This window comes from Paeniglutamicibacter cryotolerans, from assembly GCF_014190875.1.
GTDB classification, from domain to species: Bacteria; Actinomycetota; Actinomycetes; order Actinomycetales; family Micrococcaceae; genus Paeniglutamicibacter; species Paeniglutamicibacter cryotolerans.
Genome location: NZ_JACHVS010000001.1, coordinates 393613 through 416899, shown reverse-complemented (window position 1 = coordinate 416899; position 23287 = coordinate 393613). Strand labels below are relative to the sequence as shown.

24 protein-coding genes are annotated in these 23287 nt (G+C 67.0%); 15 read left to right on the top strand and 9 right to left on the bottom strand.

All coding sequences use genetic code 11. The annotated features are described in order from the left end of the window. The first annotated feature begins 70 nt into the window (after window positions 1-70). Genes E9229_RS02085 through E9229_RS02075 form a run of 3 tightly spaced genes read left to right on the top strand, consistent with a single transcriptional unit; the run spans window position 71 to window position 1079 of the window. The gene (locus tag E9229_RS02085) at window positions 71-298 is read left to right on the top strand and encodes a DUF4244 domain-containing protein (RefSeq protein WP_183509606.1); all 228 of its coding nucleotides are present in this window, start codon (window positions 71-73) and stop codon (window positions 296-298) included. 10 nt (window positions 299-308) lie between these two features. Continuing rightward, complete coding sequence (locus E9229_RS02080; RefSeq protein WP_183509605.1) at window positions 309-650, top strand: TadE family type IV pilus minor pilin; 342 nt, start codon at window positions 309-311, stop codon at window positions 648-650. Window positions 651-653: 3 nt separating this feature from the next. Then, entirely contained in the window at window positions 654-1079 is a 426-nt protein-coding gene (locus E9229_RS02075) for an Rv3654c family TadE-like protein (RefSeq protein WP_183509604.1), read from the top strand. Window positions 1080-1553: 474 nt separating this feature from the next. Here E9229_RS02075 and E9229_RS02070 read toward each other — a convergent pair whose 3' ends face one another. The 4 genes from E9229_RS02070 to E9229_RS02055 all read right to left on the bottom strand — a co-directional run bounded on the left by E9229_RS02070 (window position 1554) and on the right by E9229_RS02055 (window position 6916). Continuing rightward, window positions 1554-2795, bottom strand: a complete 1242-nt coding sequence (locus E9229_RS02070) for an ABC transporter permease (protein WP_183509603.1) — start codon at window positions 2793-2795, stop codon at window positions 1554-1556. Then, on the bottom strand, window positions 2795-3673 hold the full coding sequence (locus tag E9229_RS02065; RefSeq protein ID WP_183511815.1) for an ABC transporter ATP-binding protein: 879 nt from the start codon (window positions 3671-3673) through the stop codon (window positions 2795-2797). The genes E9229_RS02070 and E9229_RS02065 overlap by 1 nt, the downstream gene beginning before the upstream one ends. Window positions 3674-3810: 137 nt before the next feature. Beyond that, entirely contained in the window at window positions 3811-6138 is a 2328-nt protein-coding gene (locus tag E9229_RS02060; protein WP_183509602.1) for a DEAD/DEAH box helicase, read from the bottom strand. 112 nt (window positions 6139-6250) lie between these two features. Beyond that, on the bottom strand, window positions 6251-6916 hold the full coding sequence (locus tag E9229_RS02055) for a GNAT family N-acetyltransferase (protein ID WP_183509600.1): 666 nt from the start codon (window positions 6914-6916) through the stop codon (window positions 6251-6253). Between the two features lie 138 nt (window positions 6917-7054). Here E9229_RS02055 and trhO point away from each other — a divergent pair, with 138 nt between their 5' ends. Further along, window positions 7055-7954 carry an oxygen-dependent tRNA uridine(34) hydroxylase TrhO gene (gene trhO / locus E9229_RS02050; protein ID WP_183509598.1) on the top strand — a complete coding sequence of 300 codons (900 nt, stop codon included), beginning with the start codon at window positions 7055-7057 and terminating at the stop codon, window positions 7952-7954. A 52-nt stretch (window positions 7955-8006) separates the two neighbouring features. On the opposite strand, the gene E9229_RS02045 is transcribed toward trhO, so the two are convergent. Beyond that, the gene (locus E9229_RS02045) at window positions 8007-8819 is read right to left on the bottom strand and encodes a hypothetical protein (protein ID WP_183509597.1); all 813 of its coding nucleotides are present in this window, start codon (window positions 8817-8819) and stop codon (window positions 8007-8009) included. A 101-nt stretch (window positions 8820-8920) separates the two neighbouring features. Continuing rightward, on the bottom strand, window positions 8921-9160 hold the full coding sequence (locus tag E9229_RS02040; protein ID WP_183509596.1) for a hypothetical protein: 240 nt from the start codon (window positions 9158-9160) through the stop codon (window positions 8921-8923). Window positions 9161-9372: 212 nt separating this feature from the next. Between E9229_RS02040 and E9229_RS02035 the strand changes: the two genes are divergently transcribed. From E9229_RS02035 to E9229_RS02015, 5 genes are all read left to right on the top strand, one after another. Next, a complete protein-coding gene (locus tag E9229_RS02035) occupies window positions 9373-9735 on the top strand; it encodes a helix-turn-helix transcriptional regulator (protein ID WP_183509595.1) in 363 nt (120 codons plus the stop codon). A gap of 116 nt (window positions 9736-9851) precedes the next feature. Continuing rightward, window positions 9852-10187 (top strand): PadR family transcriptional regulator, encoded by a 336-nt coding sequence (locus tag E9229_RS02030; RefSeq protein ID WP_183509594.1) that lies wholly within the window; start codon window positions 9852-9854, stop codon window positions 10185-10187. After that, on the top strand, window positions 10184-10555 hold the full coding sequence (locus E9229_RS02025; protein ID WP_183509593.1) for a DUF1048 domain-containing protein: 372 nt from the start codon (window positions 10184-10186) through the stop codon (window positions 10553-10555). The genes E9229_RS02030 and E9229_RS02025 overlap by 4 nt, the downstream gene beginning before the upstream one ends. Window positions 10556-10573: 18 nt before the next feature. Then, window positions 10574-11404 (top strand): ABC transporter ATP-binding protein, encoded by an 831-nt coding sequence (locus E9229_RS02020; protein ID WP_183509592.1) that lies wholly within the window; start codon window positions 10574-10576, stop codon window positions 11402-11404. 9 nt (window positions 11405-11413) lie between these two features. Then, window positions 11414-12175 carry an ABC transporter permease gene (locus E9229_RS02015; RefSeq protein ID WP_183509591.1) on the top strand — a complete coding sequence of 254 codons (762 nt, stop codon included), beginning with the start codon at window positions 11414-11416 and terminating at the stop codon, window positions 12173-12175. A gap of 65 nt (window positions 12176-12240) precedes the next feature. Here the strand turns inward: E9229_RS02015 and E9229_RS02010 are convergent, their stop codons facing one another. Next, window positions 12241-12813, bottom strand: a complete 573-nt coding sequence (locus E9229_RS02010; protein WP_183509590.1) for a GNAT family N-acetyltransferase — start codon at window positions 12811-12813, stop codon at window positions 12241-12243. A 59-nt stretch (window positions 12814-12872) separates the two neighbouring features. On the opposite strand from E9229_RS02010, the gene E9229_RS02005 reads away from it, so the two are divergent. The 6 genes from E9229_RS02005 (at window position 12873) to proC (ending at window position 20924) form a co-directional block, all read left to right on the top strand. Beyond that, on the top strand, window positions 12873-14513 hold the full coding sequence (locus E9229_RS02005; protein WP_183509588.1) for a DUF7059 domain-containing protein: 1641 nt from the start codon (window positions 12873-12875) through the stop codon (window positions 14511-14513). Window positions 14514-14524: 11 nt separating this feature from the next. Then, window positions 14525-15157 carry an ArsR/SmtB family transcription factor gene (locus tag E9229_RS02000; RefSeq protein ID WP_183509587.1) on the top strand — a complete coding sequence of 211 codons (633 nt, stop codon included), beginning with the start codon at window positions 14525-14527 and terminating at the stop codon, window positions 15155-15157. Between the two features lie 144 nt (window positions 15158-15301). Next, window positions 15302-18085: a type I DNA topoisomerase gene (gene topA / locus E9229_RS01995; RefSeq protein ID WP_183509586.1), complete on the top strand. Its 2784-nt coding sequence runs from the start codon at window positions 15302-15304 to the stop codon at window positions 18083-18085. Window positions 18086-18099: 14 nt separating this feature from the next. Next, a complete protein-coding gene (locus E9229_RS01990) occupies window positions 18100-19116 on the top strand; it encodes a Ppx/GppA phosphatase family protein (protein ID WP_183509585.1) in 1017 nt (338 codons plus the stop codon). Between the two features lie 36 nt (window positions 19117-19152). Then, a complete protein-coding gene (locus tag E9229_RS01985; RefSeq protein ID WP_183509584.1) occupies window positions 19153-19977 on the top strand; it encodes a sugar phosphate isomerase/epimerase family protein in 825 nt (274 codons plus the stop codon). A 71-nt stretch (window positions 19978-20048) separates the two neighbouring features. After that, a complete protein-coding gene (proC, locus tag E9229_RS01980; RefSeq protein WP_407671315.1) occupies window positions 20049-20924 on the top strand; it encodes a pyrroline-5-carboxylate reductase in 876 nt (291 codons plus the stop codon). 69 nt (window positions 20925-20993) lie between these two features. Here proC and E9229_RS01975 read toward each other — a convergent pair whose 3' ends face one another. Both E9229_RS01975 and E9229_RS01970 read right to left on the bottom strand, forming a co-directional pair. Next, the gene (locus tag E9229_RS01975) at window positions 20994-21632 is read right to left on the bottom strand and encodes a potassium channel family protein (RefSeq protein ID WP_183511814.1); all 639 of its coding nucleotides are present in this window, start codon (window positions 21630-21632) and stop codon (window positions 20994-20996) included. A 25-nt stretch (window positions 21633-21657) separates the two neighbouring features. After that, a complete protein-coding gene (locus tag E9229_RS01970) occupies window positions 21658-23076 on the bottom strand; it encodes a TrkH family potassium uptake protein (RefSeq protein WP_183509582.1) in 1419 nt (472 codons plus the stop codon). Window positions 23077-23287 lie beyond the last annotated feature (211 nt).

Genomic DNA, 23287 nt, shown 5'->3' with positions numbered 1-23287 from the left:
ACCCCGTTTCCCGGCCTGTACGCGGTAAAAACCGGCAGGCAACCATCAACGAGCGACAAGGAACAGCACCATGGAAGAAATGAACGGAACGGATGCGGGCGGCACCACCGCAGATTCTGGAATCGCCGAAACCGGTGTCCGGGCGGGTCTGCGTGCCCAGTCGGGAATAGCGACGGCAGAATTCGCCATCGTGACACTCGCTGCAGTCGGCTTCGCCGGGCTTCTGGTCGGCATCCTCTCCAGCGGCACGGTCCGCGCCCTGCTCATGGGCCTGGTCCGCCAGGCCCTGAACTACTAGGGGCTGGAAGATGCGTCGGGACGGGCAGGAGGGGAGCAGCACGGCCGAGGTCGCTGTCTTGTTGCCGGCCATCGCCGTCCTGCTCGCACTGGGAGCCGGAGTCGGTGCAGTGGGTGTCGGCCAGGTGCGCATCCAGGAGGCGGCCCGCGCCGCGGCTCGGGAACTGGGCCGGGGTGAAAGCCATATCGAGGCTGCATCCACTGCCCGGCGAGTAGCGGGGGACCGGATCGTGCTGAGTTTCGGATCATCCGACGGCTACCGCTCGGTCGATGTCCGGACCAGCATCGGGCTGCCGGTGATCGGGGCTATTGAGCTGTGGGCTTCGGCTTCCGCCCGGTCGGAGGATGAGTGATCCATGCGGCGGGGTCGGACGGGTTACCTGGGCGCCGAACACGGTGCGGGGACAGCACTGGTAGCCGGACTCGTGGCACTCATCCTCATGGGCATCGTGGCGGTCCTGGCGGTGGGTGCCGCGGCGGAAGCCGGCGCACGGGCCGGGACAGCTGCCGATCTGGCGGCCCTGGCCGGGGCCGATGCTGCCCGGGGCATCACCGCCGGCGAGCCCTGCTCCGTGGCAGCTGCCACCGCGGTGCGTAACGGTGCCAGGATTGCCGGTTGCCGACGCAGTGGCGCCGGAGGCAGCATCGTCGAGGTAAGCGTTCTGGTGTCCTGGGGTGGCGCCTTCTCCGGGTTGGGCGAGCTGCATGGCACCTCCCGGGCCCGCGCCGGCCCGCCAGCCAGCCCCTGGACGTTGCCCGGGCATCCTGCTTCATTGCCCTGACCGGGATTCCAGTATTCTGCCACTGGTCTGCTTCGCAAGGATAGTGGGCTGATGCCCCTGCGAGGAATGCCAACGCCGCCCTTGCCTACTTGGAGTGTCGCAGCGGCGGCATGCCCACCCTTGGCGAACATGTCCAGATCCGGCACAGGGGAGGGTGGTGGATTCACTGGTCGCCCGGTCCCGGTCCCGGTCCAGCGCCATGCGGTGTGCTGCCGGATTGATGTCAATGAAGTCCCGTCACCGGTTCTGGAGCGGGCCTACCGGATTCAACGCTTCGGCGGGGAACAACGGACGGAACCAAACGGATCCTCGAGATTACTTTGCCGGAAACCGGCATGCTCCGATGCGCCGGCTTCATGCCGAAATCGTGTTGTCACGCAGGTGGATACCTTGTCAGCCGGCCCGCAGCACGGGTCCTGGCACAACAACCCGGTCGGGTCCGGGATGAACTGGGTAGGCCTGCCGGACGGGGCTTCAGTGGCGACCGGCAGTGGTGTTCTTGGTGCCCCGCAAGACCGACTTGAGTGGGACCTTGCGTGAATATTCGATCGACCCGTGTTTGAACAGCTGCACGGCGATGCGCAACACGATGGCCGAGAGCACGAAGAGCATGAGGATGATGATGGCCGCCTGCCACAGCGGCAGGGTCTCGAAGGCATTGCGCAGCAGTGCGGTGACGGGGGCCGAATAGGGGAAGAAGGAAAACAGCTGCACGATGAAGGCATTGGGATCGCTGACCACGAGGGAAACGGTGTAGAAGGGGATGAAGATCAGGACCATGAGCGCACCGTAGATGGGGCCGGCGTCCTTGGCCGTGGGCATCACCGCACCTAGGGCTACGAGCGTCCCGGTGAACAGGGAGAAGCCGCCGATGAGAATCAATGCGCCGACGATCATCTGTTGTGGTTCGAAGACCAAGGCGTTCAGGTCCAGGGAGGGGAAATTCAGCTGGTTCTTGAAAAAGATGTAACCCAGGACCACCGGTATGGCGAAGACGAACATCTGGATGATTCCCACCAGGAACAGGGACACGACCTTGCCCAGCAGCAGGCTGGTGGGATTGATGGTGGTCAGGATCATCTCGGTGACACGGTTTTCCTTCTCCTCCAAGGTGGAGCTGAGCATCTGGTTACCCAGCAGCAGGATGGTGACGTAGAAGAGAGCCAGGAAAAGCAGTGCGGGCACCAGTGCGTTGATGCCCCCTGACACAGAGCCGTTCCGGAACGTGGTCGTGTCGGCCATGATGTCGCCCCGGATGATCGCGCTGTCCTGCGGCGAGTCGATCTTCTGCTCAACGCTGGCCTGCAGGATGGATTGCGCGACGGATTCGTATTTGCCGTTGTTGAAGACACCCTGGTCAGCGCCGTAGACCTGGATGGCCTGCTGCGTCGGATCGGCAGGGTAGGCGAAGAAAGCCGCTATGCTCCCGGCCTTGACCGCCGCGATCCCGGCCTGTTCATCGGATGCTAGGGTGCCGCCGAGGTTCTTGACGATCCCCGGGTTGATGAGCCCCGAGGCATCGGTGTATTGGAACGGGAAACGGGCGTTCCCCTGTTCGGCTGCGGTGGTGCTGGTGGAGCTGTTTGACAGGAAGATCAGCAGGAAGACGACTATCAGGGCCACCGGGACGAAGAGCGTGGTCACCCAGAACCGGCGCTTGTTGAGCGTGCGTGTGACCTCGAACCCGATCACCGTGCGGAGGTTGTGTCGGGCCATCAGGGTGCCTCCGGCTGGTCTTCCGAGCCGTAGATTTCAATGAAGATGTCATCCAGTGATCTCCGGGAGGGGGTGAAGCCGCGGACTTCGACTCCAGCCTCGATCAGCTCGCGCAGGATGGCAGCCGAATCAGTGCCGTTGGCCACGGCGAGTTTCGCCTCTCCCATCCCGCCGCGGGAGACTTGGTACAGCGGGGACGGGGGGATGGCCCCGGTGTGTTCGACACGGATGGTGGCGCCGCCGAATTGGTCCTGGACCTCCTCCACCGTTCCATAGGCCCGGGCCGTTCCGTCCTTGAGCAGTATGACCCGGTCGCAGAGCCGTTCCACCTCCTCCATCTGGTGGGTGACCATCAGTACAGTGGCCCCCGCAGCCTTGCTCTGGTCGATGACGTCCATGACCAGGCGCCGGTTGATCGGGTCGAAGCCCTTGGTCGGTTCGTCCAGGATCAGCAGCTCCGGATCGTTCATGATGGTCACCCCGAGTTGGATCTTCTGCTGCTGCCCGCCGGAGAGCTTGTCCAGTCGAGTTTTTTCCTTGTCGGCGAGCCCGACCCGTCCGAGGTAGTCCAGCGACCATTTCCGGGCGGCCTGCCGTCCCAGGCCCTTGAGCCGCCCGAAATAGACCATGATGTCGATGACCGGTTCCTTTTTGTACAGGCCGCGTTCCTCGGGAAGATAACCGAGCCGTTCGCCGTTTTCGGGGCTGAACGGCCGGCCGTTGATCAGCAGGGTCCCTGAGGTGGGCTGGTAGATGCCCAGCAGCGCCCGGATCGTGGTGGTCTTGCCCGAGCCGTTGCTGCCCAGGAACCCGAACGTCTCACCCCGGCGGATCTGAAAAGAGAGGTCCCGGATCACCGTGGTTTTCCCGAAATCCATGCGGAAGCGATCCACATCCACGAGGACATCGGTCAGTATGCTCACGAAACAAGGCTAGACCCGGAAACGGTGCAAGCAACAGGGCGGAGACACCACATTCCTGTAGCAGGTTGCAGCCCCGGGGCCGGAAAACGTGTTTACGAAGCGTCGCGCAGCAACGCGCCGAGCAGCCGGATCGCGCCGTCCTTGTGCAGCGGGTTGTTCTTGTTTCCGCATTTGGGAGACTGTACGCAGGAGGGGCAGCCGGTCTCGCATTCGCAGGCGATGATCGCGTCGCGGGTCGCGCGCAGCCAGGTGATGGTGCGCTCGTAGCCGCGCTCGACGAAGCCGGCACCGCCGGGATGCCCGTCGTACACGAAGATCGTCGGCAGCCCGGTGTCCATGTGCAGGGCCGTGGAGACTCCGCCAATGTCCCAGCGGTCGCTCGATGCCACCAGTGGCAGCAGCCCGATGGCCGCGTGTTCGGCCGCATGAAGGGCCCCGGGCACGTCGGCGGCGTGGATGCCGGCCGCTGCCATCGCGGAATCCGGCAGCGTGAACCAGATCGCCTTGGTGTGCAGGTCGCGGGCGCCCAGCTCCAGCGGCTCCTCGCCAAGCACCTCGTTGCTGACCAGGGCCTTGCGCTGGAATGAGACGACCTGCGTAGTCACGAGCACGTCGCCGAAGTACACCTTTGCCTCGCCCCAGTCCTTGGAGCGCTCGGTCTGAAGTACCTCGACGGTGGTGATGTCCCGGGCCTGGGTATAGAAATCGGGGTTGGCCCGGGTCACCAGCACGCAGTGCCCGGCCTCGTCGAGCTCATCGACCAGGTAGCTCGCGCCCTGGTGGATGTACACCGCCCCGGTATGGGCCTGATAATGGGTCTGCGGGGAGTCCATGGTGCCCAGCAGGGCCCCGGTTTCCGACTCGATGATGCTCACCGGACCGCCGCCGTCCGCGCGCAGGTTCACCATCGCGGCAGCCGATTGCGGGTGCGTCCAGAACCAGCCCGCCGGGCGCCGGCGCAGGTAGCCGCGGATGACCAGGTCATCGAGCAGGTCCTGGGTGCCGGGCCCGAAGAGCTCCGCGTCCTCGGTGCGCAGCGGCAGTTCGGCCGCGGCGGCGCACAGGTGCGGGGCCAGCACGTGGGGGTTGTGAGGGTCGAAGACGGTGGCCTCGACACCGAGTTCGAAGATGGCCGCGGGGTTGTTCACCAGATAGGTGTCCAGCGGGTCGTCGCTGGCCACCAGCACGGCCAGGGCCTCCTGGCCGGCACGTCCGGCCCGGCCGATCTGTTGGAAGAACGAGGCCCGGGTGCCCGGCCATCCTGCAACCAGTACGGCGTCCAGCCCGGCCACATCGATGCCGAGCTCCAGCGCCGAGGTCGAGGCCACGCCCAACAGCTCTCCGGAACGCAGCCCGCGCTCCAGCTCGCGCCGTTCGGCGGGCAGGTAACCGGAGCGGTACGCGGCGATGCGCGCCGGTAGCGAGGGGTGTACCTCATCCACCAGCCGCCTGGCCGAAGCGGCAATGGTTTCTGCACCGCGGCGGGACTTGATGAACGCTATGGTGCGGGTGTGCGAACAGACCAGGTTGGCCAGCAGCGTGGAGGTCTCGGCGATCGCCGTGCGCCGCTGCGGGGCCCCGTTCTCGCCGCGGAGCCCGGTCAGCGGGGGTTCCCACAGGGCGATGGTCACCGCACCGTGCGGGGAGAAGTCCTCGGTGACTGCCACGGCCGGAGCGCCGATCAGCTTCCCGAACGACGCTGCGGGTTCGGCACTGGTCGCCGAGGCCCCGATGAATACCGGGTCGGCCCCGTAGTGCGCGCAGATCCGCCGCAACCGGCGCAGCAGGTTCGCGACGTGCGAGCCGAAGACGCCGCGGTAGCCGTGCGCCTCGTCGATCACCACGAAGGATAGCCGCCTGAAGAAACGGGCCCACCACTGGTGGTTGGGCAGGATGCCGAAGTTCAGCATGTCCGGGTTGCTTAGCACGACGTTCGCGTGGTCCCGGATCCAGCGCCGCGCCGAGGCGTCGGTGTCCCCGTCGTACCCGGCGATGCGCAGCGTCTCCAGCCCCAGTGCCTCGATGGACGAGCGCTGGTCCGCCGCCAGCGCTTTGGTGGGGGAGAGGTAGAGGACCGTCGCGTCGGTGGGCACCAGCGAAACCTTGCCCTCGAGCACCGAGGAATGCACTGCATTCAGTGCCGGCAGCTGGTAGGCCAGCGACTTGCCCGATGCCGTACCGGTGGCGATGATCGTGTGCTTCCCGGAATGGATCAGATCGGCCGCCTGCACCTGGTGCAGCCACGGCGTCGAAACGCCCAAGGCCCCGTAGGCCGCGACCACCTCGGGATGCACCCAGTCCGGCCAGGGCCCGTGCAGCGCCTCGCGGGCCGGCAGCGTGCGGGCATGGCGCAGCGCCTCGGGGTGCTCGCCGTATCCCAGTGCGGCCAGGGGGGCCGAAGATTCTCTCACGTCCCTCATTGTGGCACCTTCCGCCCGCCCGATGGCGCAGCCGCCCTGAGATGACGCAGGCCGGGCGCCCTGGGGTGCCCGGCCTGCGTGGTCCCGGCGCGGGGGCCGGTGGACGCCGGTATTAGTCGCGCTTGCCCTCGAGCAGCACGACGTTGCCCAGCGTGGTCCAGCCCAGGTAGTTGTACAGCGCCTGGCCCTCGATGGAGGCGATCAGCAGGCCCTGCTCCACTTCGTGCTCCAGCGCCAGCGAGGCCAGCGCGCGCATGATCAACGAACCCAGCCCGCGGCGGCGGAAGTCCGGGGCGGTGATGATGCGGTCGAAGATCGCGTACCCGTCGACGGCTGAAACATGGCCGCTGGCGGCAACGGTCTCCGGGTCCTCCTCCGGGTGGATGGAGATGTAGGAGTGGGTGCCGTCGCGTTCGATCTGGAAGGCGAACCCTTCGGCCGGACGCGGTTCCTCGACATCGTGTCCTGCCATGTCGGTGACCATGAGCACCTCGTTGGCATCGACCACGGACAGTCCGGCGGTGCGGGCCGCCTCGATCAGCGACGCCGTGTCATCGGCGAACGCCGTCAGGCGGCGTGCCGGGTGCTTGAGCAGCGTGTCGGCAACGGCCACGAGCTCTTCGGAGGACGGCTCGTAGATCACGTATTCCCAGTCGCCCGAGGTATCATGGCGCAGCGCTGCGTGGACGCGGCCCTCGTGGCGGCTTTCATAGCCGCGGGCGCCGGCCCACCCGCTGACCCAGGTGCCAATCAATTCATCGCTTGCAGAAGATCCCATGTCCTCGACCCTACCCTGATCAGTGCGGGGTCGGGAGCCCGGACGATGAACTGTTGCGTGCTTGAAACCTTGAGTCAACCAGGTGATGGTGCCCACCCCGCGGGCCCCGGCGACGATTTACCGCCTACGCTTAATGGCGTGTCGATGAATCGAATTGTCTTGTACTACGCCTTTGCCCCGCTGCCCGACCCCGAAGCGGTGCGCCTGTGGCAACGGGCCCTGCTCGAGCGCTGGTCCCTGCGCGGGCGCATCATCATCTCCAAGGACGGCATCAACGGCACCGTCGGCGGTGAGATCGGCGCCGTCAAGCAATATGTCAAGGCCACCCGGGAGTACCCCGCGTTCAAGAAGATGGACGTGAAATGGTCCGATGGCGCCGCCGAGGATTTCCCGCGGATCTCGGTGAAGGTGCGCGACGAGATCGTCTCCTTCGGTGCTCCGGGCGAGCTGAAGGTCGATGGCTCCGGCGTCCTGGGCGGCGGCACCCACCTGAAGCCCGAGGCCCTGCACGACCTGGTCGAGGCCAAGCGCCAGGCCGGGGAGGAAGTGGTCTTCTTCGACGGGCGCAACGCGTTCGAGGCGCAGATCGGCAAGTTCAAAAATGCCGTGGTGCCCGACGTTGCCACCACCCACGACTTCATCAAGGAGCTGGACTCCGGGAAGTACGACGAGCTGAAGGACAAGCCGGTCGTCACCTACTGCACCGGCGGGATCCGCTGTGAGGTGCTCTCGGCGCTGATGGTCGAGCGCGGCTTCAACGAGGTCTACCAGATGCAGGGCGGCATCGTGCGCTATGGGGAAACCTACGGCGACAAGGGCCTCTGGGAAGGATCGCTCTACGTCTTCGACAAGCGCATGCACATGGAATTCAGCCCAGACGCCGTGACCATTGGGCGCTGCGTTGCCTGTGCGGCCCCCAGCAACAAGTTCGAGAACTGCTCGAACCTCTCCTGCCGCAACCTGCGCCTGTTCTGCGCCGACTGCGCCGCCGACGAGCAGCTGCGCCAGTGCCCGGACTGCGTGGGCGTTTCGGCCTGACCCGCCCCTTGACCCGCCCCCGCCTGACCCGCCGCCGTCCGGGCAGGCGCTGCTAGCCATCGAGCACGTAGCGCACGTCGGCGGGCACCGGCCAGCTGTCCATCGCCGGGAACGGGTCATCGTCGATCGACTGTCCCCGTTCTTCGGCTGCTGCTGCCGCGGCGGGGTCTACCTCCAGCATCAGTGATGCCAGCTGCCCGTCCCTGACCAGCAGGCTCATACGCAGCTGCCTTCCGTCCCCGGTCGTGAAGTACGCGTGCACCGGGAACGTGAAGTCGCGCGGTACCGTCAGCGGGGCCGCTTCGGCCACCGCGAAATCGGGCTGGAACCGGAAGCCGGGCTCCTGCGGATCGCCCCAGTGCCGTTCCGTGGCGCTCCGAAGCTGTTCACGAATCACTGCGGAGCCGAAGTCCGCCGTGGCGGCCAGCATTCCGGCGACGAGTTCACGTACCGGATCAGTCAGCGCGATCTCGGTCCTTTCTTCATCCAGGGCGCCGCCAAACCATCCCCTGCCTTCCTGCTCGGCCCTCGGTTCGAGCAGGAAGGTCAGCATGGTGAGGATGCCGGACCCCACGGCGATCACAGCCCGGGGATGTGCGACGCCGCGGCGCACCAGCGCCCGATGGATCCGCGCGTCAACCACGAATCCGAGCCGCATGGCAGCCGTGCCGGTGGCAGCCATGCCCACGGCCAGGGCACCGCGGGTCCCCCGGCCCAGGCCGAACTCCGCCGCCGGTGCCGTTCCGGTCCACAGTACAAAGCCGCTGGCTGCCCCGGTCCCCAAGCACAGCCCGGTACGAACTCCCGGGCGTAGCTTCACCGGGTCGATCAGCGCCAGGGCTCCGCCGGCCAGCCCAGCGGCCAATGAAAGACCTAGTCGGGATCGGTTTGAGCGCTGTGCTGTGGTGGTGTAAACGGTTATGTCACCAGCCTATCGACCCGCCGACGCCAGCCCGGCGAAAACCCCTAGTCGAGCCCGGCTTCCGTCGAGATGGCCGCCGCGAGGTCTTCCGGGCGGCTCCACATCGGCCAGTGTCCGGTGGGCAGGTCGATCAGCCTGAGCCGGCGCAGCCGGGCGACCTCGGCCATCATCGGCACTCCCTCGCGGGCCATGGACATCAGCACATCTGCGGGGTACGAGCAGGCGATGATGGTCGTCGGGACATCGCGTCGGGCATCGTTGCACAGCCGGATCCGTTCGCGCATGACGGGCCCCGACACGGGCACCGCCCCATCCCGGAACCGGGCGAGGTCATCGGGCGTGAGCCCGTCCAGGCTGGCGCTCAGCTGGTCGAACGGCGGCAGGACTGCTTCAACCGCATCGGCCGGGAACCGCTCGTCGATTGCTGTGTCGTCGCCGGTGGGCCCGCTGTCGACGTAGATGGCCCGGCGGACGGCCGCGGGGCTGGAGTCCAGCAGTGCCGATACCGGTGGCCCGGCGCCGTGCCGAGCAAATGTCGCACCGGGTGTGGGTCGACGTCGAGCCGGGAGCCCCGCGACATGTCATGTCGGTGCTCGAGCACGCGCTCATCGAGCAGGTCAGCATCAACATCAACTACCTGGACGCCGGTGGTACGCCCACGCGGCGGGAGGTGGAGCCGATGATCTTCGCCTTCAGCGGCGGACGCTGGCTGCTGGTGGCCTGGTGCCGGCTGCGTGGTGCAATCCGCTGGTTCCGGTTCTCCCGCATCCATCGGGCAACTGCCACCCGGAATCCGTGCGCCGGGCATGACATAGCCGACATCGGCGAGCCCCCGGCGTCGGCGCGTTCCGTGCGCTGACTCATCCAGGGGTCGCGCTGGGTCCGGAGGCACGGGAACCACCCCTTGCGCGGCAGCTACTCGGTGCTACTATGTAGTGGTAGTCAATGACGCTGAGTAGCCGAAGGGGGTGCTTCATGGGCAAGCAAATGACCGAGATGCTCAAGGGCACGCTGGAGGGCATCGTGCTGGAGATCCTGGCCGGGGAACCGGCGTACGGATACGACATCACCGCCCGGCTGCGCGAGCAGGGCTTCGTCGACATCGCCGAGGGCACCGTCTACGCGCTCCTGGTCAGGGTCGAAAAGAACGGCCTCGTCGAGGTGGCCAAGGTCCCCTCGGAGAAGGGTCCACCGCGCAAGGTGTACTCCCTCAACACCCGGGGCCGGGAATGCCTCGATGAATTCTGGAAAACATGGGGCTTCCTGTCCGAACGGCTGGAGCGGCTCCACCAGGGAAGGAAGCAGTCATGAGCATGGCATGGGTCGAGCAGATCACCGGATCACTCGAACAGAAGAAGCAGTACCGGGCCTACAAGGAGCGCAAGAAGCAGCTGCCCGCGCACTACCGCACGGCGACCGATGCGCTTGAGCGGTACCTGATGTACTTCGGGGCGATCACGAAGGGCGACGTCATGGTGAACATGCTCGAAGACCTCGCCGACCTCTTCGAGCAGGGCGCCGCCGCCGGAACCCCGATCCGCGCGATCGTCGGGACCGACCCGGTCGGGTTCGCCGAGGAGTTCCTCGCGAACTACGCCGAGGGCCAGTGGATCAACAAGGAACGCGAACGTCTGGCCAAGAGCATCGACGCGGTCGCCGGCAACGGGCAGCAGCCCTAGCGAAGGCGGCACAGCAAGATGGGAACCGACCAGAACCGGGGGCCCGCCATCGAAGTGCGGGGCCTGGGCAAGTCATACAAGAAACTCGAAGTGCTGCGCGGCGTCGACTTCGACGTGGCACGGGGCAGCATCTTCGCCCTACTCGGCCCGAACGGGGCAGGCAAGACCACTGTGGTGAACATCCTGGCCACCCTCCAGAAGGCCGATGCCGGCACCGCGGGCGTCAACGGCTTCGACGTCTACACCCGGCCGGAGAAGGTGCGCGAATCCATCAGCCTCACCGGGCAGTTCGCCGCCGTCGACGAGGTCCTCACCGGCCGGGAAAACCTGGTCCTGATGGCCCGGCTGCGGCACCTGGGCAACCCGGGCAGCATCGCCGGGGACCTGCTGGAGCGCTTTTCCCTGGCCGATGCCGCAGGGCGCAAGGTGTCGGAGTATTCCGGCGGCATGCGCCGCCGCCTGGATCTGGCGATGAGCCTGATCGGGAACCCGCCGGTGATCTTCCTGGACGAGCCGACGACGGGGCTCGACCCGCAGGCGCGCATCGAGGTCTGGCAGGCGGTGCGGGACCTCGCGGGCCGGGGCACCACGGTGCTGCTCACCACGCAGTACCTGGACGAGGCCGAACAACTCGCCGACCGGATCGGCATCCTGAACGAGGGCCGGATCATCGTGAACGGCACCCTGGCCGAACTCAAGGCGCTGCTTCCGCCGGCCACGGTCGAGTATATCGAGAAGCAGCCCACCCTCGAGGACGTCTTCTTCGCCTTGGTCGGTGACAACGGTGACGACGGCGACAACGGCGACGGCACCGGGGGTTCCCCGGGCAGCGCCGGAAGACGAGGGTAGGGCAGCATCATGAACAAGCACTTCTTCGGCGACACGGCCGTCCTGCTGGGACGCTCCCTGCGCCACATCATGCGCAGCATGGACACCATCATCACCACCACCGTCATGCCGATCTGCTTCATGCTGCTGTTCGTCTACGTCTTCGGCGGGGCCATCACCGCGGGGTCCGGCAACTACGTGGACTACCTGCTGCCCGGCATCCTGCTGATCACCATCGCCTCGGGCATCTCCTACACCGCCTACCGGCTCTTCCTGGACCTGAAAAGCGGCATCTTCGAACGGTTCGCGTCGATGCCCATAGCGCGCTCCTCAGTGCTGTGGGCGCACGTGATGACATCGCTGGTAGCCAACCTGGTCTCGCTGATCGTCGTGGTGCTCGTGGCACTGCTCATGGGATTCCGCTCGGCGGCCGGGGTATCGGCATGGTTCGCCGTGGCCGGGATCCTGGCCCTGTTCACGTTGGCGCTGACCTGGCTGGCGGTCATCGCCGGGCTCACGGCGAAGACGGTGGACGGTGCCAGCGCGTTCTCCTACCCGCTGATCTTCCTGCCGTTCATCAGCTCCGCGTTTGTCCCCACCGACACCATGCCGGGCCCGGTCCGGGCCTTCGCCGAGAACCAGCCGGTCACCTCGATCGTGAACACGATCAGGGACCTGCTCACGGCGCAGCCCCTCGGCACGGGCATCTGGGTAGCGCTCGGCTGGTGCCTGGGCCTGCTGCTCGCCGCATACGCCGTTGCCATGCTCGCCTACCGCCGCAGGATCGCGTAGTTCCACTGAACCTCCGCACGGGGGACAGCCTGCACCTCAAGGACCGGGTCTTGAGGTTGTGGTGCTCAGGCCCGGGGCCACAACCCGGCGAGTGCATCGCCGGGTTCGATGTCCTCGGATTCGGTGTGGAACACGGTCAGGCCGCGCTTTTCGTAGACGCCGATGGCGGAGGGGGAATCCAGCGAGCAGGTGTGCAGCCAGACCCGGGTAACCGGACCGAAGCCCGCGTGACGCGCATCGATGTCCCAGGCCCGGGCGATGCCCTCGCTTAGCAGGGGTCCACCTAAGCCGTGGCCGGCCGCCTCCGGGAACAGGCCGAAGTACACGATCTCGACCTCGGTCCCGGCCGGCGTCGCCACGGCGCCCAGCTCGATGTATCCGGCCGGGGCACCACCGGCATAGAGCACGTGGGTTTCGCTTCCTGGGGCCCGTAGCGCCGCATCCCAAGCGGAGCGGGTCAGTGTCAGGCGGTCGGCCCACTGCCAGCTGCTGCCCACCGACCGGTAGAGGAACTTACTGAATTCGGGGGTGATGGCCTCCACGCGCGCGATCTCGGCCGCGGCGGGAAGCGGACGTTCGCACGGGACGAATTCGTCGCGGGAAAGCAGCTGCAGGTGTGTGGTGGTGACGTGGGGCATGGGATACATCCTACTCAAACGGGGATGGCCCGACGCCGTCGGCTCGATAGACTCGTGGGGTGATTCAAACACCAGAATTCTCCGCCATCAGCGATGCCCCGCGCAGTACCGACCAGAGTCTGCTCGATGCGCTGGCCGCCGACCTGCGTGCCGCGGAATTCGGCCACGACGCCATTTCGGCGCTCCTGGGCCCCGAGGCCAACGCCGCACTGCACCGGGACCAGCTGGTTCCCGCGCTGCTGGTGCTGCGCGGGGCCTATGCCGCCCCGCGACCCGCGGCGCTCGCCGTGCAATTGGGCCTGTGGATGCTGGGACGCGAGTTCGACGCCGACGCGTTGGACGCCGCCTTCCCGGTGCTGCGGATTGCCGGGCTGGTGGAACTCGGGCTGATCGAGCAGTCCGATTCCGGAAACTGGCGCGCCTCGGTCGACCTGCGCCCGCACGCCTCCGATGCCGATGCCGAACTCTGGGTGGCCAGCGATCCTGGCGCCCACCAGCGTACCGGTGTGCTTCGCCACGACCATGTGCTGGGCATCGGGCAGGCATCGCTGACGCTGGCCCAAATCACCGTGCGTCCGCAGGTCGAGCGCGCGCTGGACCTGGGCACCGGCTGCGGGATCCAGCTTTTCCACCTGCTCGCCCATGCCCGCACGGCCGTCGCCACCGACATTTCCGAACGCGCGCTGGCGTTCACCCGCTTCAACCTGCTGCTGAACCACGCGGCCCTGGGCCTGGACCCGGCGGACCTGGGCGCACGCGTGCAGCTGCGCCTGGGTAGCCTGCTCGAACCGGTTGCCGGGGAGGAATTCGACCTTGTCGTATCCAACCCGCCATTCGTGATCACCCCGCGCCGCAGTGGCGAATCGACTGCGGACCAGTACACCTACCGCGATGGCGGGCTGCCCGGGGACCGCCTGGTTGCCGAGCTCATCGCCGGAATCCCCTCGGTGCTGCGCCCCGGCGGTGTGGCCCAGATGCTGGCGAACTGGGAAATCGGAGCCAAACCGGACATCGACGCACAGGACACCGACGAGCAGGAAATCCCGGCGTGGCAGCTCGGCCCGCGCTCTTGGCTGGACCCGGCGACGGAGGCCTGGTTCATCCAGCGCGAAACGGCTACGCCCAGCGAATATGCGGAAACGTGGCTGCGGGATTCCTCGGAGTCCCGTGACCCGGAGGCCTATGCCGAGCACTACGAGCAGTATCTGGACGACTTCGCTTCCCGGTCCGTGGCGGCCGTGGGCTTCGGCATGGTCTGGCTGCGTCGCCCGGAAAACTCGGAGATCCGACCGCTGAGCTGGCGCTTCGAGGAAATCGGCTACCCGATCGAGCAGCCGGTGGGCCAGTACTTGGCGGCCGCCGTCGCCGCGGCGGACCTGCTGGCAGCGAGCGACCTGGGCTCCGAGCACCTGCTGGTCGCCGAGGATGTCACCGAGGAACGGCACCAGCGTCCCGGTGCCGAGCACCCGGGTGTGATCCTGTTGCGCCAGGGCGCCGGTCTGCGCCGGACCGAATTGCTCAGCACCGAACTCGCCGGTTTCGTCTCGGCCTGCGACGGAGATTTGAGCGTAGATCAGCTGGTCGGTGCGCTTGATTCGCTGCTCGGGGACGGCGATCCTGATTTCGTCGATCGGTTGCATGACGGAGTGTCCCGACTTGTTACGCGGGGCTTCCTGTTGCAGATGCGAAACAAGCGCTAAAGTTTTTCCACATGAGCCAGAACACAGTGCCGGCAGGAGTCCCCGCGGACCTGCCGGCCATCCATGCCGCCCGGAACCCCGTGGTGATCAGCGATCCGCAGGCGATCCGCGCGCTGGCGCACGAGGCGCGCCTTGCCGTGCTGGAGGAACTGTTCGCCTCGCAGTCCACCCGCACGGCCACCGAGCTCGCCTCGCGCTGCCAATTGACGCCCAGCGCCATGAGCTACCACCTGCGGGCGTTGGAGAAATACGGCTACGTGGAGCGGGCGGCATCGGGCAGCGACGGGCGCGAGCGGCGCTGGAAGGCAGCGGGCGATTCGCTGGTGCTCGGATCGCTCAACGATTCGGCATCGGCGAAGAGCGCCTATCTGAACGTGCAGCTGAATGCGTTCAGGGAACGGCTGAGCTCGGAAATCCAGCGCCGCGACGCCGATCGTGCCGCGGGGATCGAACCGGTGGAGGGCCTGGCCCCGGTGCTGACCTCCGGCATGGTCTTCCTGAACAGGTCCCAGCGGGACGAATTCATCAAGCGGGTCTATGCGGTGGTCGACGAATACGAGGCGATGGCGCTTCCCGAGGAACGCGGCATCGACGGCGAGCGGCTTTACTACATGCTTTCCTTCCTGCCCGAAATCACCGACTGAGGGCGGCCCCGGGCCCGTCGCGCGATGCGTCATTGGCCACAGCAATCGCCGCCGCTTGCCTCGCGCCGCATTAATGCGGCTAACCTAGAGCAGGAATGTGCGGTGTGACGGTCAAGTCATGCCACCGGCTGCAATAGGAGTGCTGTGCCCGCCAAGGCCAAGGAAAAGACCGGCAAGAAACTCGTGATCGTCGAGTCTCCGGCAAAGAGCAAGTCCATCGCCAAGTATTTGGGCGAGGGCTTCGAAGTGGATGCCTCGGTGGGGCACATCCGCGATTTGGCGCAGCCCGCCGAACTCCCGGCGGAGATGAAGAAGGGGCCGTACGGCAAGTTCGCCGTCGATGTCGAGAACGACTTCGACCCCTACTACGTCGTCTACCCGGACAAGAAGAAGCGCGTCGCAGAGCTGAAGGCCAAGCTCAAGGATGCCGACGCCCTCTACCTCGCAACCGATGCGGACCGCGAAGGCGAAGCCATCGCATGGCACCTGCTCCAGGTGCTCAAGCCCAAGGTCCCGGTCTACCGCATGGCGTTTACGGAAATCACCCAGGAGGGCATTTCCCGCGCGATGGAGAACATCCGCGAGCTGGACACCGATCTGGTCAACGCCCAGGAAACCCGCCGCGTGCTGGACCGCCTCTACGGCTACGAGATCTCACCGGTGCTCTGGCGCAAGGTGGCCCGCGGCCTGTCCGCCGGCCGCGTGCAGTCGGTGGCGACCCGACTGGTCGTCGAGCGCGAGCGCGAGCGCATGGCGTTCCGCAGCGCCTCATACTGGGACCTCGCCGGCACCTTCGCGACGACCTCCGGCGAGTCCTTCCGGGCCAAGTTGAGCACCGTCGATGGCGCACGCGTCGCCTCGGGCCGCGACTTCGATGACCGCGGCGTGCTCAAGACCCCGAAGTCCGGCACCGGGATCATCCACCTCGACGAATCGGCGGCGCAGGCGCTGTCCTCCGGACTGGCCGAGGCCTCCTTCGCCGTCACCAGCGTCGAGGAAAAGCCCTACACCCGCCGTCCGACGGCTCCGTTCACCACCTCCACGCTGCAGCAGGAAGCCTCGCGCAAGCTGCGTTGGAGTTCCAAGTCGACTATGCAGGTTGCCCAGCGCCTGTATGAAAACGGCTACATCACCTATATGCGTACCGACTCGGTCTTCCTCTCCAACGAGGCGGTGAACGCGGCGCGCAAGCAGGCCGCCGAGCTCTATGGCGCGGATTCGGTGCCGGCTGCAAAGCGTGTGTACAAGTCGAAGTCCGATTCGGCGCAGGAGGCCCACGAGGCCATCCGCCCCGCCGGGGACTCCTTCCGCCGCCCGGCCTCCGTGCGCGCCGCGTTGTCCCCGGACGAGTTCAAGCTCTATGAGCTGATCTGGAAGCGCACCGTCGCCTCGCAGATGGCCGATGCCAAGGGCTCCACCGCGACCATCCGGTTGGCCGGCATGTCCACCACGGCCCAGCGCGCCGAATTCGCCGCCTCGGGCACGGTCATCACCTTCCGCGGCTTCATGGCAGCCTACGAGGAGGGGACCGACGCACCGCGGGACCAGGACGCGCAGACCGACGGCGAGGCACGCCTGCCCCAGCTCAGCGTCGCCGACCCGCTGCGCGGCAGCGACATCGAAGCGGCAGGGCACACCACCACGCCGCCGGCCCGCTACACCGAGGCATCGATCGTCGCCGAACTGGAATCGCGGGAGATCGGTCGTCCGTCCACGTTCGCGCCGACGATCTCCACGATCATGGACCGCGGCTACGTGACCAAGCGCGGCGGCGCCCTGGTGCCGAGCTGGATCGCGTTCTCCGTGATCCGGCTGCTGGAGGAGCACTTCGGCAAGTACGTCGACTACGACTTCACCGCGCGCCTCGAGGACGACCTGGACGAGATCGCCCATGGCAACCGCGCCCGCACCCAGTGGCTGAAGGACTTCTACTTCGGCCACGAGGGCGCCAACGACGGCCTGCAGTCCGTGGTGGAGAACCTGGGCGACATCGACGCCCGCGCCATCAACTCCATCGACATCGCCCCGGGCATCGTGCTGCGCGTGGGCAAATTCGGCCCCTACCTGGAAAAGCCGCTGCCGGCCGATGCCCCTGAGGGCACCGAACCGCAGCGCGCCAACGTTCCTGAGGATCTGGCCCCCGACGAGCTGACGGCGGAGAAGGCCATCGAGCTCATGGAGAGCTCCGGCCCCTCGGAGCGCGTGCTGGGAACCGATCCGGAAACCGGGCGCACCATCGTGGCCAAGGACGGGCGCTACGGCGCCTACGTCACCGAGGTCATCGTGGAACCCACCGCCGAGGAACTTGCGGCGCAACCGCTCGAGTACTACAAGAACGGCAAGCCGAAGCCGCCGAAGAAGCCCACCAAGGCCAAGCCGCGCACTGGTTCACTGTTCAAGGACATGAGCGTGGAGAGCGTCACCCTCGAGGAGGCGCTGCAGCTGATTTCGCTGCCCCGCGTGCTGGGCACCGATGCCGACGGCGAGGAAATCACCGTGCAGAACGGCCGCTTCGGGCCGTACCTGAAGAAGGGCAGCGACTCGCGCTCCATCGGCTCCGAGGCTGAGATCTTCACGATCACGCTCGAGCAGGCGCTGGAGATCTACTCGACGCCCAAGGTCCGTGGTGCCCGTGCCGCAGTGCCGCCGCTGGCCGAATTCGGGCTGGACCCGGTCTCGGAGAAGAACATCGTGGTCAAGGAGGGCCGGTTCGGCGAGTACATCACCGACGGCATCACCAACATCACCGTTCCCCGCGACACGCCCCTGCAGGAGCTGACCCGCGAGAAGGCCATCGAGCTGCTGGCCGAGAAGCGTGCCAAGGGCCCGGTCAAGCGCACCGCCGCCGCCAAGAAGGCACCGGCCAAGAAAGCCCCCGCGAAGAAGGCGCCGGCCAAGAAGGCCGCGCCCAAGAAGCAAGCGGACTAGGACCGGGGAACCTCATGCGGCTGGGCGTTCTGGATATCGGTTCCAACACGGTGCATTTGTTGTTGGTCGACGCGTATCCCGGCGCCCGGCCGGTGCCGTTCGCCTCGCACAAGCGGCCGCTGTCGCTGGTCTCCTTCCTCGATGAGACCGGGGCGATCAACGCCGCCGGGCAGGAGGAACTGCTCGACTTCGTGCACGAGGCGGCGCGCTTTGCCGTCAATCACCAGGCCGAGGACCTGCTGGCCTTCTGCACCTCCGCGATCAGGGAGTCCTCCAACGGCGAGGAAGTGCTCGAACGCGTGGTTGCCGAGACCGGGGTCCGGCTCACCGAGCTCTCCGGCGAGCAGGAGGCCGGGATGACCTACTACGCGGTGCGGCGCTGGTTCGGCTGGGGCTCGGAAACCATTCTGAACCTGGACATGGGTGGCGGGTCCTTCGAACTCGCCCTGGGCATGGACGAGTTCCCGACGGCCGCGCACTCGGTGCCGCTGGGTGCCGGCCGGCTGACCCGCGACATGCTCGCGGGGGATCCGCCCTCGCCCAAGGCGGTCAAGGCGTTGCGGAACCACGTGCGCGAGGTGCTCGCCGAGCCCACGGCTGAGATGCTCGCCTTCGGCAAGCCCACGCTTGCCACGGCCACCTCCAAGACGTTCAGGTCCCTGGCCCGGGTCACCGGCGCTGCCCCGAGCGCCGAGGGCCCATATGTTAAGCGGTTGTTGCGCCGCGATTCACTCGAGGTCTGGACCAACCGGCTCACGGCGATGAGTTGGGAAGAACGGGCCGAACTGCCCGGCGTGTCGGCCGTGCGGGCCCCGCAGCTGCTGGCCGGTGCCATCGTGGCACTGGAGGCGATGAAGGCGCTGAAGGTCAAGACGCTGCGGATCTGCCCCTGGGCGCTGCGTGAGGGCCTGATGCTGCGCCGATTCGACCACCTGCTCTTTGACTCCCCCCAGCCCCTGAGTAGTAGCGTGGGTGTAGGACAGGTGGAATTGGGCCAGGGACTCGTGGTCCCCGGCGTTCCACTCCGGTAACCGAAAGCAGGGCGTCATCGTGGGTCAGGTAATTTCATGAGCGGGTCATCGATCCAGGTCGCGCTCTCCAGCGCATCGGTCTACCCGTTGAACGTCCATGATGCCTTCTCCGTCGCCCACGATCTGGGCTACGACGGGGTCGAGGTGCTGGTCACCGGCAACCAGATCTCGCAGGATCCGAACCAGCTGATGGACCTCGCCGAGCGCTACTCCCAGCCGATCATGGCCATCCACGCCCCGACGCTGCTGCTCACCCAGCAGGTGTGGGGCAGCGCGTGGAACAAGATTGAGATGTCGGCCGCGATGGCGGCGGAGGTCGGCTGCACCACGGTGGTGGCGCACCCGCCGTTCCGCTGGCAGGGCACCTACGCCACGGCCTTTGCCCAGGGCATCGAGCGGATCATGGACGACTACGGCGTGCAGATCTGCGTGGAGAACATGTATCCGTGGCGGGCCCGCGGTCGCGAGGCAAAGATGTACCTGCCGCATTGGAACCCGATCCCGGAACCCTATGAGCATGTGACCTGGGACTTCTCACACTCCGCCATTGCCGACATGGATTCGGCAGCGGCATTCCGGGAACTCGGTACCCGGCTGCGCCACGTGCACCTGTGCGACGGCGCCGACAACGGCAAGGACGAGCACCTGGTCCCGGGCCGCGGCACCCAGCCGGTCGCCGAGGGCCTGCAGTTCCTGCGCGACACCGACTGGGACGGGGCCGTCGCCGTCGAGGTGTCCACCCGCAAAGCCAAGGGCGCGGGCGAGCGGGAGGAATGGCTGGCCGAGACGCTGGACTTCGCCCGCCGGCACCTTCACCGGGACCCCGTGAACCGGGACGACTCCACCGCCTACGCGATCTGAGCGGCATGCGGTGCCGGGCGTGAACCGGCACGATGGAATGCCTGCTCCGCGGAAGGCCGGAACGTGGAAGAATGGGCGCCATGACTTCAGCTTCGAATCCGCTTATGCTGTCCGCCGACCGGCAGCTGGCCTTCCTGGGGGCCGGCTCGATGAATGGGGCCATCCTGCGCGGGATCCTGGCCGCCGGGCATGCCCCGGGCGCCGTCACCGCCACACTGCGCACCAATGCCAAGGCAGCCGCATTGCGCGATGAAACGGGCATCACGGTGTTCGTGGGCGAGCAGGAGCCTGATGCCAACCGGCGCGCTGCAGCCGGCGCCGACGTGGTCTTCCTCGGTGTGAAGCCCATCGGCGTCCAAGCGCTGTGCCGGGAAATTGCCGGCTCGTTGAGGCCGGACACCGTGGTGGTCTCGGTGGCCGCGGCCGTGACCATCGAGGCGATCTCCGCCTGCTTGAACCCCGGTCAGCCGGTCATCCGCACCATGCCGAACACCCCGCTGATGGTCGGCATGGGTGCCGTAGGCCTCAGCGCCGGAGACCACGTCACCGATGCGGCACTGGCCGAGGTCGTGGCGCTGTTCGCCGGCTCCGGGCTGGTGCATGTGGTTCCCGAAGCCCAGCTCGATGCCGTCTCCGCCGTCTCCGGCTCAGGCCCCGCCTACGTTTTCTACCTGGTCGACGCCATGGCCGCCGCCGGCGTCGAGCTGGGCTTGGCCCCGGAGCTTTCCATGGACCTGGCCCGGGCCACCGTGGCCGGTGCCGGCAAGATGCTCGCCGCACCGGGCGCCGACCCGGTGGCCATGCGCCGGTCCGTCACCAGCCCCAACGGCACCACCGAGCGGGCCATCGCCGAGTTCGAGGCCGGCGGCATCCCCGGGATCATCGCCCGTGGCGCGCGCGCCGCAGCGGACCGCGCGGCGCAGATCAGCACCGAACTGGCTGGCTGACTGGCTGGCGGGCTGACCGATCCAGCCGAGGCCCGGAGGCCCCAACCGGATCGGTCAGGCCCGGATCGGTCAGGGTCGGGACGCGAAGCGCTCGAGCAGGTCCACATGACCGGAGACGATCAGCACGTCGCGCCGGGTGACCTTGGTGTGCGGTTGGGCGTAGGTGAAGTCCTCGCCGGGGGACTTCACCCCCACGATCGTCACCCCGTATTTGGAGCGCACCTGCGACTCGGCCAGCGTGAACCCCTGGGTTTCCTTCGGCGGGTACATCTTCACGATGGCGAACCCGTCATCGAACTCGATGAAGTCCAGCATCCGCCCGCCCACCAGGTGCGCCGCACGCACGCCGGCATCGGCCTCCGGATAGATGACGTGGTTCGCCCCGATCCGGGTCAGGATCTTGCCGTGCGAGGGCGTGATCGCCTTCACCCAGAGGTGCTCGATGCCCAGGTCCACCAGGTTCACCGTGATCAGCACGGAGGACTCGATCGAGGTGCCCACGCCGACCACGGCTGAGGAGAACTCCTGCGCGCCGAGTTGGCGCAGCGCGTCGATGTTGGTGGCATCGGCCTCGACCACGTGGGTCAGCGACGCGGCCCACTTCTGGACCAGGTCCGCATTGCGTTCGATGGCCAGGACCTCGCGGCCCTGCTTCACCAGCTGCTCTGCCACGGCGGCGCCGAAACGGCCCAGGCCGATCACCAGCACCGGTGCGTTGTGCTCGGACTTCTTATCAGCCAATGATCGGCCTCTCTTCCGGGTAGTGGTACAGCTGGTTGCGCTGGCGCAGCGTCAAGGCCGCGGCCAGGGTGATGGTGCCGATGCGGCCGGCGAACATGAGCGCGGAGAGCACATACTTGCCCGCTGGCGGCAGCTCGGCGCTCAGGTTGGTGCTCAATCCCACCGTAGCGAACGCGGAGATGGATTCGAAAAGCGCCCGGTCCAGCGTGGTGCCGGAGAGCACCAGCAGGGTGCCGGTGGCGACCGAGACGAGCGTCGCACCGAGCACGATCACGGAGATCGCCACGCGCATCGTGCCTTCGGGGATGCGCCGGCCGAACGCGCGCACGTCGGTGTCGCCGCGGGCCTCGGCAAAGATCGCCAGGAACATCACGGCGATGGTGGTGACCTTGATGCCGCCGGCCGTCGAGGCGGAGCCGCCGCCGGCGAACATCAGCGCGTCGGACAGCAGCATGGTGGCCGGATGCATGTCGATCTGGTCGACCAGGTTGAATCCGCCGGAACGGGTCATCACCGAGGCGAACGCCGCGTGGATGACCTTGTCTCCCACGTCCATCTCCCCGATGGTCTCGGGGTTGTTCCATTCCAACGCGCCCCAGAACAGGGTGCCGGCGCTCAGCAGGATCCCGGTGACCAGCAGCGTCAGCTTGGTGTGCAGGGGCCAGCGCCTGGTGTTGAAGCGGTGCGCAATCAGGATCATCAGCACCGGGAAGCCCAGCGATCCCAGCGCCACGCCGAGCATCAGCGGAACCAGGATCCACAGGTCGGTCTCGTAGGGCACCAGGCCGTCGGAATGCGGGGTGAAGCCGGCGTTGTTGAAGGAGGAGATCGAGTAGAAGATCCCGTGCCACAGGGCCGTGGGGAAAGACTCGCCCAGGACCAGGAAGCGCGGTGTGAGCATCAGCATCAGCGCCACCTCGATGGCCACCGAGGTGGTGATGACGATGCGCAGCAGCGAGCCGACCTCGCCCAGCGCGCTGGTGGCCGAGGTGTTCATGGAGTTCTGCGCCATCAGCTTCCCGCGCACGCCCAGGCGCTTGCTGACGGCCAGCGAGAGCACCGAGGCCAAGGTCAGGATGCCCAAGCCGCCGACGAACACGCCGATGATCATCACCAGCTGGCCGAAGAAGGACCAGTGCGTGGCGGTGGAGACCACCGTCAGGCCGGTCACGCAGACCGCCGAGACCGCGGTGAACAGGGCGTCGTGGAACGGGGTGGGCGTTCCGTCGCGCGAGGCCACCGGCAGCGACAGCAGCGAGGTGAAGACGGTGATGACCAGGACGAAGGTGAAAAGCGCCAGCCGGGCGGGGGAGGAGGTGGCGAACTCGTCCAGCTTCGCGCGTCCCCGCACCACGGTACGGCGCAGGGAACCGCGTCGTACTGCGGCCTCAAAATCGGGACTGTTCCCCATAGCGGTGTTTCGACTCCATGGCGGTGCTCGGGCACGCGGGACATCCCCGCGACAACTCAAAGTAAACCATCCCATCGGCCCGCGGGCTCCGAATTGCCCTCCCCGCCCCGCCCGGAGTGCCCTTGCACACATTGGCCGGGGGTTTCCAGTAGCCTGATGGTGATGTTTGAACATACGATGCCCCGGCCATCCACACAGGTCATCTGGAGTG

Coding starts and splice junctions, on each gene's coding strand:
- E9229_RS02075 (WP_183509604.1), top strand. CDS start 654: ATGCGGCGGGGTCGGACGGGTTACCTGGGCGCCGAACACGGTGCGGGG.
- proC (WP_407671315.1), top strand. CDS start 20,049: ATGGGCGCCATGACTTCAGCTTCGAATCCGCTTATGCTGTCCGCCGAC.
- E9229_RS02025 (WP_183509593.1), top strand. CDS start 10,184: ATGAGCATGGCATGGGTCGAGCAGATCACCGGATCACTCGAACAGAAG.
- E9229_RS02030 (WP_183509594.1), top strand. CDS start 9,852: ATGGGCAAGCAAATGACCGAGATGCTCAAGGGCACGCTGGAGGGCATC.
- E9229_RS01990 (WP_183509585.1), top strand. CDS start 18,100: ATGCGGCTGGGCGTTCTGGATATCGGTTCCAACACGGTGCATTTGTTG.
- E9229_RS02060 (WP_183509602.1), bottom strand. CDS start 6,138: ATGAGGGACGTGAGAGAATCTTCGGCCCCCCTGGCCGCACTGGGATAC.
- E9229_RS02065 (WP_183511815.1), bottom strand. CDS start 3,673: ATGGATTTCGGGAAAACCACGGTGATCCGGGACCTCTCTTTTCAGATC.
- E9229_RS02040 (WP_183509596.1), bottom strand. CDS start 9,160: ATGCGCGAACGGATCCGGCTGTGCAACGATGCCCGACGCGATGTCCCG.
- E9229_RS01985 (WP_183509584.1), top strand. CDS start 19,153: ATGAGCGGGTCATCGATCCAGGTCGCGCTCTCCAGCGCATCGGTCTAC.
- E9229_RS02080 (WP_183509605.1), top strand. CDS start 309: ATGCGTCGGGACGGGCAGGAGGGGAGCAGCACGGCCGAGGTCGCTGTC.
- E9229_RS02070 (WP_183509603.1), bottom strand. CDS start 2,795: ATGGCCCGACACAACCTCCGCACGGTGATCGGGTTCGAGGTCACACGC.
- E9229_RS02000 (WP_183509587.1), top strand. CDS start 14,525: ATGAGCCAGAACACAGTGCCGGCAGGAGTCCCCGCGGACCTGCCGGCC.
- E9229_RS02010 (WP_183509590.1), bottom strand. CDS start 12,813: ATGCCCCACGTCACCACCACACACCTGCAGCTGCTTTCCCGCGACGAA.
- E9229_RS02055 (WP_183509600.1), bottom strand. CDS start 6,916: ATGGGATCTTCTGCAAGCGATGAATTGATTGGCACCTGGGTCAGCGGG.
- E9229_RS01970 (WP_183509582.1), bottom strand. CDS start 23,076: ATGGGGAACAGTCCCGATTTTGAGGCCGCAGTACGACGCGGTTCCCTG.
- E9229_RS02020 (WP_183509592.1), top strand. CDS start 10,574: ATGGGAACCGACCAGAACCGGGGGCCCGCCATCGAAGTGCGGGGCCTG.
- E9229_RS02015 (WP_183509591.1), top strand. CDS start 11,414: ATGAACAAGCACTTCTTCGGCGACACGGCCGTCCTGCTGGGACGCTCC.
- E9229_RS02085 (WP_183509606.1), top strand. CDS start 71: ATGGAAGAAATGAACGGAACGGATGCGGGCGGCACCACCGCAGATTCT.